Annotated in this window: 17 protein-coding genes; 5 read left to right on the top strand and 12 right to left on the bottom strand. The window is 39.2% G+C overall.

Annotated features, from left to right (window positions below; genetic code table 11):
• Positions 1–147: 147 nt before the first annotated feature.
• Positions 148–585, bottom strand: a complete 438-nt coding sequence (locus AC3XNE_RS06265) for a MarR family winged helix-turn-helix transcriptional regulator (RefSeq protein WP_489831256.1) — start codon at positions 583–585, stop codon at positions 148–150.
• 96 nt (positions 586–681) lie between these two features.
• Between AC3XNE_RS06265 and AC3XNE_RS06260 the strand changes: the two genes are divergently transcribed.
• From AC3XNE_RS06260 to AC3XNE_RS06250, 3 genes are all read left to right on the top strand, one after another.
• Positions 682–1,095, top strand: coding sequence for a hypothetical protein (locus AC3XNE_RS06260; protein WP_489831255.1), 414 nt, complete (start codon positions 682–684; stop codon positions 1,093–1,095).
• Between the two features lie 123 nt (positions 1,096–1,218).
• Complete coding sequence (locus tag AC3XNE_RS06255; RefSeq protein ID WP_489831254.1) at positions 1,219–1,986, top strand: hypothetical protein; 768 nt, start codon at positions 1,219–1,221, stop codon at positions 1,984–1,986.
• A 15-nt stretch (positions 1,987–2,001) separates the two neighbouring features.
• Positions 2,002–2,631 (top strand): YczE/YyaS/YitT family protein, encoded by a 630-nt coding sequence (locus AC3XNE_RS06250; protein WP_489831253.1) that lies wholly within the window; start codon positions 2,002–2,004, stop codon positions 2,629–2,631.
• 128 nt (positions 2,632–2,759) lie between these two features.
• Here the strand turns inward: AC3XNE_RS06250 and AC3XNE_RS06245 are convergent, their stop codons facing one another.
• From AC3XNE_RS06245 to AC3XNE_RS06210, 8 genes are all read right to left on the bottom strand, one after another.
• Positions 2,760–3,626: an alpha/beta hydrolase gene (locus AC3XNE_RS06245; protein ID WP_489831252.1), complete on the bottom strand. Its 867-nt coding sequence runs from the start codon at positions 3,624–3,626 to the stop codon at positions 2,760–2,762.
• A 117-nt stretch (positions 3,627–3,743) separates the two neighbouring features.
• A complete protein-coding gene (locus tag AC3XNE_RS06240) occupies positions 3,744–4,766 on the bottom strand; it encodes an acyltransferase family protein (RefSeq protein ID WP_489831251.1) in 1,023 nt (340 codons plus the stop codon).
• A 287-nt stretch (positions 4,767–5,053) separates the two neighbouring features.
• On the bottom strand, positions 5,054–5,944 hold the full coding sequence (locus AC3XNE_RS06235) for a cation diffusion facilitator family transporter (protein WP_489831250.1): 891 nt from the start codon (positions 5,942–5,944) through the stop codon (positions 5,054–5,056).
• A gap of 282 nt (positions 5,945–6,226) precedes the next feature.
• Positions 6,227–6,529 carry an ArsR/SmtB family transcription factor gene (locus tag AC3XNE_RS06230; RefSeq protein ID WP_489831249.1) on the bottom strand — a complete coding sequence of 101 codons (303 nt, stop codon included), beginning with the start codon at positions 6,527–6,529 and terminating at the stop codon, positions 6,227–6,229.
• Positions 6,530–6,700: 171 nt separating this feature from the next.
• A complete protein-coding gene (locus tag AC3XNE_RS06225) occupies positions 6,701–7,345 on the bottom strand; it encodes an NAD(P)H-hydrate epimerase (RefSeq protein WP_489831248.1) in 645 nt (214 codons plus the stop codon).
• Between the two features lie 176 nt (positions 7,346–7,521).
• A complete protein-coding gene (locus tag AC3XNE_RS06220) occupies positions 7,522–8,925 on the bottom strand; it encodes a C69 family dipeptidase (RefSeq protein ID WP_489831247.1) in 1,404 nt (467 codons plus the stop codon).
• A gap of 155 nt (positions 8,926–9,080) precedes the next feature.
• Positions 9,081–9,971 (bottom strand): DegV family protein, encoded by an 891-nt coding sequence (locus AC3XNE_RS06215; RefSeq protein WP_489831246.1) that lies wholly within the window; start codon positions 9,969–9,971, stop codon positions 9,081–9,083.
• 83 nt (positions 9,972–10,054) lie between these two features.
• Positions 10,055–10,924, bottom strand: coding sequence for a LysR family transcriptional regulator (locus AC3XNE_RS06210; RefSeq protein ID WP_489831245.1), 870 nt, complete (start codon positions 10,922–10,924; stop codon positions 10,055–10,057).
• Positions 10,925–11,030: 106 nt separating this feature from the next.
• Between AC3XNE_RS06210 and AC3XNE_RS06205 the strand changes: the two genes are divergently transcribed.
• On the top strand, positions 11,031–11,597 hold the full coding sequence (locus tag AC3XNE_RS06205; RefSeq protein WP_489831244.1) for a DapH/DapD/GlmU-related protein: 567 nt from the start codon (positions 11,031–11,033) through the stop codon (positions 11,595–11,597).
• 43 nt (positions 11,598–11,640) lie between these two features.
• The gene (locus tag AC3XNE_RS06200; RefSeq protein WP_489833380.1) at positions 11,641–12,648 is read left to right on the top strand and encodes an aldo/keto reductase; all 1,008 of its coding nucleotides are present in this window, start codon (positions 11,641–11,643) and stop codon (positions 12,646–12,648) included.
• A 314-nt stretch (positions 12,649–12,962) separates the two neighbouring features.
• On the opposite strand, the gene AC3XNE_RS06195 is transcribed toward AC3XNE_RS06200, so the two are convergent.
• The 3 genes from AC3XNE_RS06195 to AC3XNE_RS06185 all read right to left on the bottom strand — a co-directional run bounded on the left by AC3XNE_RS06195 (position 12,963) and on the right by AC3XNE_RS06185 (position 16,138).
• A complete protein-coding gene (locus AC3XNE_RS06195) occupies positions 12,963–14,429 on the bottom strand; it encodes an aldehyde dehydrogenase family protein (RefSeq protein WP_489831243.1) in 1,467 nt (488 codons plus the stop codon).
• 208 nt (positions 14,430–14,637) lie between these two features.
• The gene (locus tag AC3XNE_RS06190; RefSeq protein WP_489831242.1) at positions 14,638–15,510 is read right to left on the bottom strand and encodes a hypothetical protein; all 873 of its coding nucleotides are present in this window, start codon (positions 15,508–15,510) and stop codon (positions 14,638–14,640) included.
• A 49-nt stretch (positions 15,511–15,559) separates the two neighbouring features.
• Positions 15,560–16,138, bottom strand: a complete 579-nt coding sequence (locus tag AC3XNE_RS06185) for a DJ-1 family glyoxalase III (protein ID WP_489831241.1) — start codon at positions 16,136–16,138, stop codon at positions 15,560–15,562.
• Positions 16,139–16,292 lie beyond the last annotated feature (154 nt).

The following is a 16,292-nucleotide window of genomic DNA, read 5'->3' as shown; positions in this document are numbered from 1 at the left end:
AGAAACTGGGTAAAACTCGTAACATTTAAAAACCTTAGTGATAACGTTAAAAACTGCGGCATAATGGATTTTCATTACACCGCAGTTTTTACTATTTAGCAAACGCTTTAAACTCTTACCTTACAAAGACTTAAACACATCAACAAATTATTTTTGTTTGTCTTTTCCGAATGTAATTGCGTTATACCCAGCTAATAACTGATCATAAAATATTTGGGGATCCAATTCAGAATTTTTAATGAATAATTTGCGCCACCATTGCTCCATAGTTTCTTGTAGCTTTTTCACTGTTTCTTCACCTTTATCGGTAGTCGTAATTCGCTTGACACGACGATCCTCCACATCGACATTCCGTGTAACCATTCCCTTTTGCTGTAATCCCCTTAAATCTTTCGCTAAAAGGCTTGGGTCAATAACCATTTTTATAGCAATTTCTTGCTGCATTAAATTTGGGTTTTCAGCAATAAACAATAATAAATCACTTTCAGTTGCACGAACGTTTAAATCAATGATCTCTTTGTTAAACTCATTTTTCGATCGGCGATAAATGCCGGCAATAAACTTACTGAGATAATAGTAGTTCATTTTTAACACCTCCTTAAACAATTTAGTGGACAACTCCATTAATTTGTTTATAATATAATTGTTTACAATTATTATTTTACCAAAGGAGATAACTTTATGGTTAATGTTGAAAATTTTTCTGAATTATATCAAGCCGTTAGAGAACAACAAAAAGAGATTATTATCACTCGTAGCTTTCTAGCTTACTACCCTCTTATTTTACCCGAAAACACTTCACTTACAGGTAAAAGGCAAGGGGACGATTCCTTGCCAATGATCGCATTTCAAGATAGTGACGGCATAGGCCTAACTAAAAACAACACAGTTCGTGATTTAGCGATCCAGGCTCCGGTTAGCAGCCGAGCTCTCTTTCTTTCTAACCAAGGCGGCGATTTAGGCCACTTTAGCTTCGAAAATTTAACTTTAACCGGACAATTTTCATTTATTATGCGTACGGGAAGTAAAACTGCTAATTTATCTTTGCAAAATATCGACATCGTTAATGCTGATACACGCCCCTTTTTAGAATAGCCACAAAAATACGGAGTCAATGCTTTACAAGGCGCACTTACCATTTACAATTTTAACGCCTCGCCACATAGTAAAATTGTCGTCAATGCCACTGGGATCTCAGTAGGGCGCAGAAATTCACCTGTGACCGGCTCAGGCATTTTTATTGCTGGCTTTGGTGATGAAGGAGGGCGCACTCTGATAGAGCAATTGGAGACTAATTCCGTTTATTCTAACGGGAAAATTCCATTTGGAGTTTCGGATATCATTACTGCAGGGATTTTCACCTTAAACGGTTCGTATGCTAAAACGATCAAGCATAATGGTGAGGTCGTCACTTATGGAGTCAACGACATGGTCTTAGATACTTGGGGGGAAGTGGATACATGGATAAGTAATGCTCCCATAATTTCTTATGGACCTTCTGGTGTAGGTTTTGTTAATTTTGGTGTAGTCAATAACTTTATCATGCATGCCCCATTAAAAACATTCGGTTTAGGCGCACGTGGTTATAATCAATACGACGGAACTTTAAAACACGGTGTCTTTGACTCGATCATTACCTATGGTGATGGTTCTGTGGGGGTCCAGATCTCTAAAAAAGTTGGTGATATTTTAATCAAAAAGGGGATCACTACTCATGGTAGTATTGGTAATTCTCTAGTCAAGGGAGTAAATGTTTCACTACCAGCCTATGCACTCAGCATTAAAAATGGCGGAGAGGTCGAGCAGTTAGACATTGGAGATAATGTTACTACTTTAGGTGAAGCCGTAACCTCTTATATCGTAGAAGAAACAGGGATCGTCCACAATTTAAATATTGACGGCATAATTGAGGCCAGGGGTCAAAGGTCAAAACCCGTTGCAATTAAAGACGGTGGTCAAACACCACAAAATTTCTCAGTGAAATAAAGTGCAGCCATATTTATGCAAACTCAATTACGACAAGCTTTTAAAATTAAAAATATCTGCATTTTAATTAGTGGTTTATTTTTCATGGCAGCAGGAGTTTCTTTATCCAAAATAGCTGGCTTGGGTACTTCCCCCATTGCTAGCATACCTAATGTCCTAAGCCTTATTTTTCCAATTTCGATCGGAACTCTAACAATTCTTTTTATGATAGTCATTGTTGCAATCGAACCGCTTTTTTTAAGGAGAGATTTTTCCCTGCTTAATCTCTTGCAAATCATCCCTGGCTGTCTATTTGGTTTTTTTATCGACCTTTTTATGCAAATTTTTTCTTTCGTTAGTGCACAAAGCTACTTAATAAAATTAGTTCTAACTCTACTAAGTGTTGTTATTTTAGCTTTTGGTGTTTACCTAGAAATTTCTTCTCACTCAATTGTTTTACCAGGTGAAGGACTAGCAAAAGCAACCTCTCTTGGGCTAAAAAAGCCCTTTTCGTCGACTAAAATATGGGTAGATAGCGGAATGGTCCTGATTGCTTTGCCTATTTCTCTAATTGTTTTTCATTCACTTACAGGAATTCGTGAAGGAACAATACTAGCTGCTTTACTAGTTGGAAAAATCGTTGCTCTATTTAATTATCTAAAATAGCTGCTAAATGATTCTGAGACAAAAAGTCACTTAACCTGAAAAAATACCACCAAATTTCCAGTATTTTTTGGAAATCTGGTGGTATTTTTTATTTTTCTCTTGCTTGCTGTCGCTCAAATACTAGTGTCTTATTTTTTCTTCCACAAATAATCAGTTAATTTATCACTGACATCCGGGTTGTCAATGTGCAACCGACTATGTTGGCCTTGCTTACCCTTGACCTTATATTCCTCATATGATTTAGCACGGCCATTGACTAAGTACCGTAATGACCTGACAGATGGCACAGATACCAACCCATCGGACTTAGTCCCATCTCCTAGATCACCATATATATTTAACACTTCTGTATTTTTAGGAAAATCGTTCCGCCGTTTCAACAAAGTCTTATATTCATCATGAATTATTTTGGGTTCACCATTCTTCTTCAACGTGTTTGCTCGCGGTGAATCATCCCATAAACCTGCTAGTTCACCATTCTCAGGTTGATTGGCGTGTCCTTTGTTTATGATCCCGTCATACGGTCCTGCCAGCACAACCATTTTGTTAAGGCGCGGCAAGTTGGGGTCTTTGCCCCAGTTTAACGCATAATAGACCCAGGCATAAGCTCCCATAGAATGGCCCACGACATTAAATTCTTTAAGGTCATACTTCTTTTGCAAATACATAACTATCCGATGGAGACCACGCGCATAACGAAATTCTCCCACGCGATTATTATCAAATTGAACTAAAATAAGGGGATTGTTTTTTTTGTTCTTCAGTTTGCCCTCAACCTTTAGTTTATTGTTCTTAGTGACATGCACAACTACTTCTTCAGTTACGATCCGATTTTCTGCGGCTGTCTTCACTAATGGTTCTTCAGCTCGAATACTGCTGGACCAACCATGCATAAAAATAGTTGGTGTAGATGACATATTATAATTGCTTAATTTCTGTCTTTCAGAATAAGTATGTCCAAACCAAACTAATGCACCAGCAAACAAGAGCCCCACACCTACAAGTATTCCGATTTTGCTCCACTGACTACACTTGCTAATGAATAACTCTTCCTTCCTAACTGCTTTTTACAAATTGTGAACCACTTGTGCTTTATAACTTCGACGACTACTTTACGTCTCAGATGTTGACTTCTTTTTGAACCTGTTGTTTTTAAACCACTGGACTATCCAAGCTAAAAGGATCGGAGTAGCTAATCCAACTATGATCCTAAAATACCAATTATCCATAAAAGAGGCTAAAGTGGTTATATCAAACGCAGCTCTATGATAAAACATGATAATATCGGTATTTTGACCAATAAACTTCATTGGAATAAAACCACCGACTCGTTCGATCCCTTCAGAAACAATAAAAACGACTAAACATAACAACGGTGGGATAGCAAACGCTTGGAGCCCACTGTGGACTGTTGAGGACTTAAGCCACAACACGAAATCCAGCTTTCCTTTAGCATACAAATATATCAGAAAAACAAAGAACATCAAACCTAGCCCAGCATAAACCAATTTATGATTCCAGTGGATCTTCGGAAATAACTTAAATAAATAATATCCTAACAACATCCAAAAAACAGCTAATAGTCCGATTTGGGCATTCCAAGGAAAAGAATCCCGTCCAAAGAACGTCACATCTTGAACTGCTATCCCTAAAAAGAAGCTGGCTATTGCAATTACGAACTGTAACCAGACCTGCTTTACGCATGAGATCAACAAGATCGTCAAAAAAACTGCAATAGCATAAGTGGTCATATACCAAAAAACACTTAAATAATTATTTAAAGTGCTGCCACCGTATATCAACCTGGCAAAATATAAAAATGTATAATCCCAGGATTGTTGCCGAAAAAAATGGCTCAAAAGAATCAAAATTGCACCATTTAAAAAATACGCTTTAACTAGGGGCCTGATTCGATGTCCAAGCAAATAACTCCAGCCATCTCGATCAAGGGAGATCTTCTTCAAAAAAAAGCCGCCCATCATGAAAAACAATGGCATGTGCCACCAATAGATCGCATTATAGGCCACATCTAAGGATTTTCCAGAAACATTATTGATCGCATGTCCAGCAACCACTGCGATAATACCGATGCATTTTGCATAGTCGACCCATAGTATTCTTTTTTTAGCGCCCATAAAAGTGCCCGCACCTTCTTAACTCAAAATAATGGTATATTAAAATCTCTTTTTCAAATATCCATCCTTATAAAATATATCATTTTTTACAAAAAACCAATACTTATGTTTCTACTCTTCTAAAATTGAAAAAAAGTTAAGAAAAATTCCACACTGATTTATGCAAATTTCGACTTAAAATTCAGTAAAACTTCTGTCCCAAATTTTTAGAGGAACTAGGAGCATCTTTTTGCCTACATGCTTACTTCTACTTTATTTTGACCAAATTATCCAACTTGCTGTGCTTGTTAAATTTTGGCCTCACAATGTTCTTTATCACATGTCTCCAATTGAATTGTTACATGGCCAATTGCAAAATTTTCTTTGATACCATTTGTTATTTGATCTAATGTCTCAAAATAATCAGACTTTTGATCGATCTCAATATGTGCAGACAAAGCAGTTTCAGTCGTCGACAATGGCCAAATGTGTAAGTCGTTGATCGCTACCACGTGTGTGATCCTTAATAAATATCCTTCTATATCTGCACTCTCTAAACGTTGAGGAACAGCATTAGTTGACATTTCAAAAGATTCCTTCAAAACGCTCCAGGATTTAAATAAAATAAAAGAAGCTGCGAGAATGGAAGTCGTCGGGTCCAACCAACTCCAACTAGTGAAACTTATGACCAGACCTGCAGCAAAAACAACCAAACTCAACAAAGTATCTCCGAAGAAATGCCAAAAGTTAGAACGGTCATTCAACTCCTGACTGCCATTCATTAAAAATGCTGTCAATCCATTGATCACTACACCACTCATAGCAACTACTGCTACTAACCACCCGACAGGCTGACCACCAGTTTCTTGAGTGGTTAGACGAACTATTGATTCCCAAATCACGATCCCTAAACTGACAAATAAGATCAGCGAATTGGTCAAAGCCGACATGATCGTTGTGTTATAAAAACCATAAGTATGCCGCTTTGTTGGCTTTTTCTTCATCAAATAAATGGCGACCAAAGATATCACTAAAGATAAAACATCCGCCATATTGTGTACCGCATCAGTAACTAAGGCTATTGAATTTGCGACCCCACCAAAAATAAACTCTATGATAATAAAAGCAAAATTGATGAAGATACCGATTTGATATTTGCGACTAGTTAATTTCGGCTTTTCTGACTCAATTTCATGCATAACTGTCACTCCTTTTAGCCGAGCTACACAAGACAAGAAGTTCCGTCTATCCAGCTCTGACATCACATAGCTGAGGATCGTGATATAATGCCAGAACTCGATAGTGCTCACTTTCTTCCGACTTGCTTTCGTTCTATTTTTATAGTCGAGCTCCGCAAACCAAGCCTTTTCGCTTATCCAAGGCAGGTACTACATCGCTTAAAATCGCGCTATAGTACCTGCCTCCGATAATGCTCAAGGCCTAGGCGGTTTGCTGCGCTCTGTTTTGGCTTCCTAAAGCTTTTATTTAATATGTTGGACGTGCTCCATAACACTATCTAGAATACTCAGGACATGGCGGTCGTCTAGTTCATAAAAAACTTGCTTACCGCTCCGTTCACTAGCTACCAAATGATTGTTTCTTAGAGTTGCCAATTGATGTGATACCACGGACTGTTCTAGGTCTAAGCGCTCTGAAATGGTCGAAACATTTTGTTTGCCTTCTTCTAAAGCGTACAAAAGCTTCATTCTAACTGGATTGCTCAGGCTCTTAAATATTTGTTGCGCTCGAGCAGCATCGCTCTCATTAAGTTCATTAATTTGCACGCGTATTCTCCGTTCTTTATATATATGATGTATGTTACATATATCATATTAAACGGATGCAAAAAAGTCAAGACTTAGATAAAGCTCACACTCTTGCATTCTGTGTCATAAGCGACTTTGATCAGTGCAAAAAAAGACCGTCGAATGATCGACAGCCTTAAAATGAGCTCTTTATCCGTCATACTGGTCATTTAAATAGATGCCAATATCGTCAATAAAAATTTGCCCGGTATATTCTTTTGTTCCTTCTTTGATCATGCCATCTTTTACATAGGCCAAAGTTGAAGTACTAGTTGCTTTGACTGCAGTCCCCATCACCTCACCGGTATCACCATTTAGACCTGATGGAATATCGATCGCATGGATCTTAACGCCAGAAGCGTTAGCATGATCTATCACCGTAGCAAAGTCACCTTCAACATTACGAGCAAGGCCGCTTCCAAACAAACCATCAACTATCGTAGTATATTTACTAAGATCTTCATCCAAAAACACATGTTTAATGTTGTAGTAATCGCATATCTGGAGTTGCTTTTCCATCTGCTCACTACGATGTTTTGGTTTACCTACCAACAAAACGCTGGTATCAAAGCCATGTGTTTCTAAAAGACGCGCAACCACTAAAGCATCTCCCCCGTTATTACCGCTACCGGCGATAACCAGAACTTTAGTTAGATCAAGGGCATCATTTGCTAACATATCCTCGTATATCTTCAAGGCAGCACGTTCCATCAAAACTAGCGAAGGAATACCTACCTCGTTAATAGTTTTTTGGTCCAATTGTCTTGATTTTTCTACTGAGATTGATTTAGTCAAGATACAAGCCTCCTATTCTGTTTAACTCTCCCTATGTGTATCATAACACTTGAGAAACAGAAAAAAAGGTGACAGCTCCTGGGAATGATTTGCTGCTTCTTTTCGCAACAAAAACCTATCGGCACCTCGCTAAAATGGGGGAGCTGATAGGTTTCTAAATTATTTATTTTGTTCTACTAGTCAAGCAAGGAAAATTTCAACTTCATGCGTGCTGAACCAACTGTAACCATTTTACCAAGGAGTTTTTTACTTTCCTTGATGTAAATATCTGCCATTTCTTGGTTAGCCTTAGTTGATAATTCATCAATGTCTTTAGCGTCCTTAGCTTCTTTTGTCACACGGTCAACAACTGCACGGCACTGCGACATAGTTGTTTGTTCAAAGTCGGATTCAAGATCGCTGTATAATGAAAAGTCTGTATCGCCAAATGTTCCCAGAGTTCGTGACAACCAGTAAGCTGTGTTAGGATCATATTCTGCAGTTGCTTTCTTGAAGGAAGCTGGTGTATCAGTAACGTTTATCAGAAATGGTACAAATGAGTTAAAGATATTCGGTCCGAAACCTAACCAATGAATAGCTGCAACTTCTTCAGGAACATTGTTTCTGATCTGCAAAATATGGCTTTCCTCATTCCGGTTGATACCAACTGGACGGAAAAGTGTCTTATCTTCTAATTCGCCTTCACCATAACGGTCAAAGACGGTGTTTTGATAGTGAGAACTCATAGCCCACTTCAGGTCTTCGATAGCCAATTTACGGTCAGCATGGCAAATGAAAGGCAGTTCTTGATCTTGCGGGTCCTGTTCAACGCTTGGCGTAAAGTATGATTGAATATACCATGCACGCGGGTCGTTGTAACGGGTATCCTTGACCGTTGCTGAACCAAAGATGTGACGGAAGTTGTATCCTTCTGTATCTGGATTCATAAAGTTGTCATTGATCAGTTGTTCGAGATCTTCAGAATACATTGCGTCCGGCGAACCAAAATCGAAGTTATCGATATTTGAACGATTAGGGGCAACTACATAAGCATCGTCAGGGATACGGATGGCAGCCCAATGATGTCCACCATATGTTTCTAGATACCAAATTTCATCCTTATCTGAAAAGGCCATTCCGTTCGATTCGTACGTTCCATATTGCGTCAGGAGTTCGCCCATTCTTTTAACGCCTTCACGAGCTGAATGGATATACGGAAGAACAAGCGTTGGCATATCTTCTTCGCCAAAACCATCTTTGACCAGTGGATCAACAGCCAAGATACGTGAATTAGTTGTAATTGTTTCAGTGGCTGACATCGCAACATTTTCACTGTTGATCCCAGCACCAGCCCAGATACCATGTGAGTTATCGGAATCCGGTGTAGCTGTATAGCGCATAGGGTCATCAGGCAAGTCGATCTCAAACTTTGAAAGTTTTGCAGAATAATGTTTCGGTTGATCTTTTGGTTCAACCACGATGAATTTTTGCGGTTCTGCGTCATCACTGTGGTCTTCTGTCCGAGCCACTAAAGTAGAACCATCGATCGTTGCTTTTTTTCCAGCAAGGATCGTTGTACATGAAGAAATAATTTTGTCCATTTTGCTTCTCCTTTATAATCCTTAATAATAACTTTTTATAAGTTACTTACATTGACATTCTATCAAATTTAAACTGAAAATGCGCCCTTCAACTACAATTCCCTTACTACCGGTTTTGCCCGCCAAGCTCAGTAATGATTTTCTTATGCAAATTTTTATCCTTCAGATTTTTCAGGATCAAGCGGCCACTGCTCCCAATCATAGCACCATAAAAGAGCCATCGTTCCTCGACCGACATGAACACCGATCACTGGTCCTAATTCACTTGTCTCCATCGTTGCGTCTGGAAAACTTTGCCGCATATCATCATACCAACTTTTTTCTGTCTCCGGAACACCCGCGTGAATGACCGTTAACCGTAAAGGCATCTGTGCTTTTGCATTAGCATTGGCAAATTTATCTTTGATCGAGCCATAGGCTTTTTTCATTGTCCGTTCTTTTTCAAGTGCCAAGATCTGTCCTTCTTTTGTAAAAGTCAAAACCGGTTTGATCTTAAGCAAACTTCCAACAAATCTTGAAGCATTAGACAAACGCCCAGTTCTTACCAAATGTGAAAGGTCATCAACTACCAAGTATGCTTTGGTGGTTTCACGAAATTTTTCTAACTCATGAATAATATCTTCTGGTGAATAACCCGCACCAGCTAATCGGACTGCCAATTTTGCCATCCCACCTTCTGCCGCTGCAGCAAGTCGTGAATCGAACGGATATACTTTAATATTCGTTATTTCAGGTAAATAATTAAGCAAATTTTCGTAAAATGAGGTAATTCCTGATGACAAATGAATACTGATCACAGCATCATACCCCTCAGCAGCTAACTGATCATAAGTTTCCTGCATTTGAGCAGGCGTGATTTGGGTCGTTGTCGGTAAGGTAGTTTCATTCTTCATCTTGTCATAAAATTCAGTCGCCGTAAGATCTACATTTTCTAAGTAAGTTTGTCGTTCAAAAATTACCGTGATAGGAACTACCCTTATATTATATTTTTGAATTTCCTCATCTGTTAAACAACTAGCTGAATCAGTCACAACAGCTATTTTCATACACAGACCACCGCTTTTCTATTATTATCGTCTTCCAAATTCACGACTAAAAGTATAATATTTTCAGATCTCATAAATACTTTTTAGTCACTAGCCTGCAGCTCTTGTAAAAGAAGCCTACTTGCATCTGACAACAAAACTTCCTTAGGCCAAATCAAACTGGCTTTCGCAGTTAGAGTAGGCGCTAGTGGAACAAAGGTTAACTCTGACTGAGCGGTATTGACAACATGAGCCAAACATAAAGCATGCCCCACTCTTTCTTGAACAAGGAGCGCCGCATTATTTAACAGATTATATGTCGCAACTCGTTTGAATTTACTCTTATTATTTCCTGCCCAATCACTAAATTGCGGTTGTTCACTATGCTGCCGGGGTAAAATCATCTCTTGGCGGTTCAAGTCCTGTGCAGTTATAGTTTCCTTGTTCCCAAGATTTGAATCTTTCCGAGTTAGCACACCCCACTCAGTTTTTCCAGGTAAGGTCATAAAGTTATAGTTAGATTTATCGCTAGGTTCCATAATCAATCCAAAATCAAAGATCCCATTTTTTAAATATTTATAGGTTGAATCAGCATCTGTACCGTGAATAGTGACCTTTACCTTCGGAAATTTAGTGCGTAGTCGTTTAATACAACGTGCGATAGTAGTAAACATCGGAGTTTCCGCGCAGCCGATCGAGATAGTACCAGAAATCTCCTGCTTTTTATGAATATTTGCCTTAGTTTTATCTGCTAAAGCCAAAATCTGACGTGCTTGTTTAGCAAAGTATTCTCCTGCCGCAGTCAAGATCATTGTACGTTGCTTCCGAATAAAAAGCAGTGTTCCTAACTCCTGTTCTAAATTTGTAATTTGGCGCGAAATAGTTGGTTGAGAAAGATGTAACTTCTTTGAAGCTTGCGAAATATTACCTGAATCTAAAATTGCCAAAAAGTAGCGCAACACGCGTAATTCCATTATATCAACTCCTATGCTTTTGAAGTATAATATACCATAAATAATAGGTATTAGACATCATGATGGTAACCGCTTAAAATAATACTAAAGGAGTGGTCAGACAATTATGGAAGAACCTATTTTAAAAGGGCTAATTGATGGGGGTAAAGTTGTTTTCACGAGTTCACTACAAAAACAAGTAGATGATATTGTTTCACAAACAACAGTTAATTTGTTGAAACTTAACCAAGCTGCTGCTAAAGAAGAACAACTCAAAGCAATGGAGAAAATTTTACGCTACCCTATCCCAAGGTCCTTCAGGATCAATCCTCCTTTTCAAGTCGACCTTGGAGCCCATACCTTTATTGGTGATAATGTATTTATTAACCGTGATTGTATGTTCATGGACCTTGGCGGGATCTATTTGGAAGATAACGTTTTGTTGGCTGCGCGTGTGTCGCTGCTTTCTATTAACCATGAAAAAGCACCAGGACAACGTCAGAATATGATTTTAAAAGCTATTCATATCAAAAAGGGAGCTTGGATCGGCGCAGGAGCTACGGTACTTCCAGGAATAACTGTCGGTGAGAATGCGATCGTTGGTGCAGGGGCAGTCGTAACTAAAGACGTTCCAGCTAATATGATCGTAGCAGGAACGCCGGCAAAGATTATTAGACCGCTCAAGTTATCCTAAGATCAAAAGACTAAGCATTATAAAAGAAGGAGCTGGGTTAATGATGGAATACGAAAATATCGGCAATACAGATCTTAAAGTGTCCAAGCTTTGTGTTGGTGGGATGAGTTTCGGCAAACCTGGAACAATGCATGACTGGAGTTTAGACCAACCACAAACTGACCAAATAGTAAGACATGCTTTAAATCTTGGATTCAACTTTTTTGACACGGCTAATGGTTATTCAAAAGGGACGGGAGAAGAATATCTTGGTAAAGCACTCAAAAATAATGTTGCTCGTGATCAAGTAGTGCTCGCTTCTAAACTATATTTTAATCCAGGTCGCCTATCCAAAACTGCAATTAATCGTGAAATAGATGGAACTTTAAAGCGATTAGGGACAGATTATTTAGATCTTTATCTTATTCACCGTTTCGATTATGAAACACCGATCGAGGAAACTATGGAAGCTTTAAACGGACTAGTCAAAGAAGGTAAAGTTCGTGCGATCGGTGCATCCGCAATGTATGGTTACCAGTTTTACAACATGCAGTTAGCAGCACGTGACCACGGGTGGACACCTTTCTCGGCTATGGAAAATCATTATAACCTTTTATACCGTGAGGATGAACATGAGTTGATCCCTATTTGCAAGCAAATGGACGTTTCTTTAATGCCATACAGTTCATTAGCCTCTGGCAGATTGGCCAGACCAACTTGGTTAGCTGATACGTTACGCAGTAAAACCGATCGTGTTGCGAGCGGCAAATATGACCACACTCAAGAAAATGACCAGAAAATTGCCAAACGTGTGTATGAGATCGCAGGCAAATATGGAGTAACTATGGCACAGGTAGCGATCGCTTGGCAATGGGCTAAAGGCGTAACTTCACCGATCATTGGTGCAACGAAAGCAAAATACTTGGATGACGCAGTTGGTGCTTTTAAATTAAAATTAGCCGCTGAAGATATCAATTATCTTGAAGAACTCTACGTCCCACATAAAATCGTGGGCGCCATCGATGAGAATCCCCCTGAAGGAGTAGTTTTAGTAGATAAGGATGATGATTAATATTTTAAATTTAAATGAGAGCAGTTGTCATTCCTAGACCTACCCACAAGAAAGGGACCCAAGAAAACTCACTAGCTATAACTTTTTTTGAGACAAATTGAAAAGTATTTATCCCTTAGCTTTAGATAAATCGCTAAATGATCTTGAAACATAATTTGTACCTCGGACAATCATGATATCAACAAAAAAGCTTACTGTTTTCTGATCACAGTAAGCCTTAATTTTATGTAAAACTGGGGGTAAGATGCCCCTATGAAAAAATTATTTTAACTTAACTAGCCTTAATCCTGCTAAAAGTGTTCATTTAACTAACACTAAAACGGATAGTCATGTGGTTTGCTTTGATATGTGATCCAATGCATCCGCGTGAATTCATCTAAGACCCACTCACCATTGAAACGGCCAATGCCGGAATTCTTTTCGCCGCCAAATGGCACATATGACTGATCATCCGTAGAAACATCGTTGATATGGGTCATACCTGCATCGATCTCACGAGAAAATTTAATCCCACGTTCCATATTTTGAGTGTAAACGGTACTTGAAAGACCATACTCAGTGTTGTTTGCTACACGTAATGCTTCAGCGTCATCATGAACTTTGATCACTGGGAAAACGGGCCCGAAAATTTCTTCTTGAGCTAACTTAGAATCTGGATCAACATCAGTCAAAACGGTTGGCCAAATCAAATTTCCGTCATGTTTTCCCTTGATAAATTCTGTTGCACCGTCTTTTACTCCTTGGTCGATCTTATTCAAAATATCTTTTGTCTGCTTTTGGTTAATGATCGGACCCACGACTGTTTGTGGATCATTAGGGTCACCGACCTTAAGATCTTCAACATACTTTTTTAACAGAGACATAAATTGGCCGTATATCTTCTCTTCAACGATCAAACGATTGCCGGCCATACAGATCTGCCCTTGGTGCAAAAACTTAGAAACAGCGGCTCCATGAGCAGCATCATCTAAGTTTGCATCATCTAAAATCACGATCGGAGCATTCCCTCCGAGCTCGAGGGAAGTCTTTTTAATAACAGGCGCTTGCATTGCTTTTTGACCGATCCCTCGGCCAACTGCAGAAGAACCCGTAAAAGAAATTAACCCTGGAACTGGATGCAAAACGAAATAGTCACCGATAACAGACCCAGCACCAACAGTAACATTAAGCACTCCTTGAGGTAGTCCTGCTGTCTCAAAAATCTTACCGAAGATCAAACCACCAGTAACAGGGGTATCACTTGCTGGTTTAAGGACCACACTATTTCCTAACGCTAAAGCAGGAGCTAGCGATCTCATTGTCAGATGAAACGGAAAGTTCCACGGACTGATCAGACCAATCACTCCTAAAGGCTCACGAAAAGCAAGGTTCGTTTGGTCCGGGTATGCTGGCTGCATTATTTTACCTTCTGAGTGACGGGCAATATCACAGGACTCTTTGGTAATATTGATCGCTGAAAACAGCTCAAACTCTGCTTTAACACGGGTACTACCAGATTCCTTAATTAACAAAGAGACGATCTCGTCATGCTTTTCTGTCATAAATGAAATTGCCTTTTCCAAAACTGTTATTCTTTCGGCAGCAGTCAATGCACCCCATTTAGTCTGCGCATCGATGGCACTCGAATAAGCGTGATCAACATCTTCCTTAGTAGCTCCTTGGATCTTCGTTAATTGTTCACCGTTATATGGATCAGTATCGATCGTGACATGTTCAGTGTCATTACCATCGACCCATTTGCCGGCGATATATTGTTTAGTAAAGTCACTAAATTCTATCATTGCTTTCGTGTCCTTTCTCAATTTGTACTCTGTGCGGTAACTACTTCAAAGTATTGAAAAGTACCAACTAAATTTAAGCACCCTAATGCCTTAACAATTACGAAACAGCACCTGACACATTTTATTAAATTATATCGCTGTACTTTAAATCTATGCCGAAAAAGCTCAAGAGGCAGGAATTTCACTACCTTTTGAGCTTTCAATTTACTTATTGCATACTTGCAGCCATCGTGATAAGCGTCCGGGCGCTTTTGCCTGTCAATGAATAGACTGTTTGCCCATCTTGCCAGGTCAATTTATTGTTACCACTGACATCAAACTCACCTGCACCTACTGACTTCGGTGCTGGTAAATATGAGCTTTCAAGTAATTCTACGACCTGTTTTGCCATTGAAGTAGGATCTTCACCATTCACTGCAGCTGCATGAACAACGAACGACCACTGACCTTCATTCCAATGTAAGTAACGATTACCAGCACCGGAATCGATCACCCCAGAAATATTATGACCTAAACCAACTTTGGGTAAGCCCTGATCATCGCTACCTGAATGATAATTGATAGCCGCTTTAGCATCATCAAAAGAACCATACGTTTTTTTCGTAAATGTTGCATATGGTACTTCATTTTGAAGAGCTGGATCGTTTAAAGGACGTGCCTTACTACCAACACTGTAGTTTATAACATAGTTCGCACTATCTCCCGAAAATCTAATGTTTAACTTGGAGCTTCCTTGTCCTAATCCATCTTTTTCAGGTAACAATACGTGGCCTAAACTCCGATTTAAATCGCCATTAAGCGAAACTAAGCGTGGTTCATTGGTCGACGGTTCACTTTGTTGTCCATTACTGGACGATGAACTTTGCGAACTCACACTAGACGAAGCTAGACTACTTTGCGAACTGCTTGTTTTATCCGACTTCTTTTGCGCACTTCTTTTTGAAACAGACTTTTTGTCTTTCTTTTGCTCTGTCTTTACACTGGTCGTCGAGCTGCTTTTAGCATTATCATTCGTCGTTCCACAGCCCGCTAGCGATAAGGCAAAGAAAGCAATTGTTACTCTTAGGATCGTTTTTTTCATGATAGAACGCCCCCAAATTTTGCCAGGTAACAAAAGTCTTTACAAATAATTATTTAATATTATCAACCAAATAATTGTATTGCATGGCCTCTCTTACGTCTGTAGTATCATACCCAAGGCTTTCGGCAATTGCATAACTATAAGCAAATGCAGTTGCGGGTCCACGACTCGTTACCAAGTTAGCATCCCTGTCAATTTCGACAATATTGTCGGTATGCGTTGCGTTTTTAGCTTCTTCTTGGATCTGTCCTTCAAGTCCTGGAAAAACCGTATAATTATGGCCATCTAACAAGCCATATCGTGAAAATGCCGTTGGAGCAGCGCACATTGCCGCATTCCATTTCTTTTGTTGAGCACGTTTTTGCATTAATCCCATCAACTGATCATTATCACGCAAATTCTTGGCCCCGGTAGTTCCACCAGGGAAGATGACTATATCATAATCTAACAAACTGTCGTCCAAAACTTTGTCACAAGTTAATGTGACGCCGTGCGCACTAGTGATCTGAGATTTACCTAAGCCGACCATATCTACCGTCGCACCTATACGCCGAAGGACATCAACTGGACTTAAGGCCTCAACCTCTTCACACCCATCTGCTATCATTACTGCAGCAGTTTTTGTCATAACTACTTACCCCTTTCCATTTAATAATTCCTTACACCTTCATTTTAATTCATTTATTTAATTTTTTCGAATAGTACGAATTCTTTTGCGGGTCCAACTCTCATAATCCCGTGTAGGTCAACATTTTTCCATATTAAAAGCCCATTCTTCTCGA

This window comes from Ligilactobacillus sp. JN-6 (Y).1 (assembly GCF_058111525.1).
This window is presented reverse-complemented; position numbering and strand designations above follow the sequence as displayed.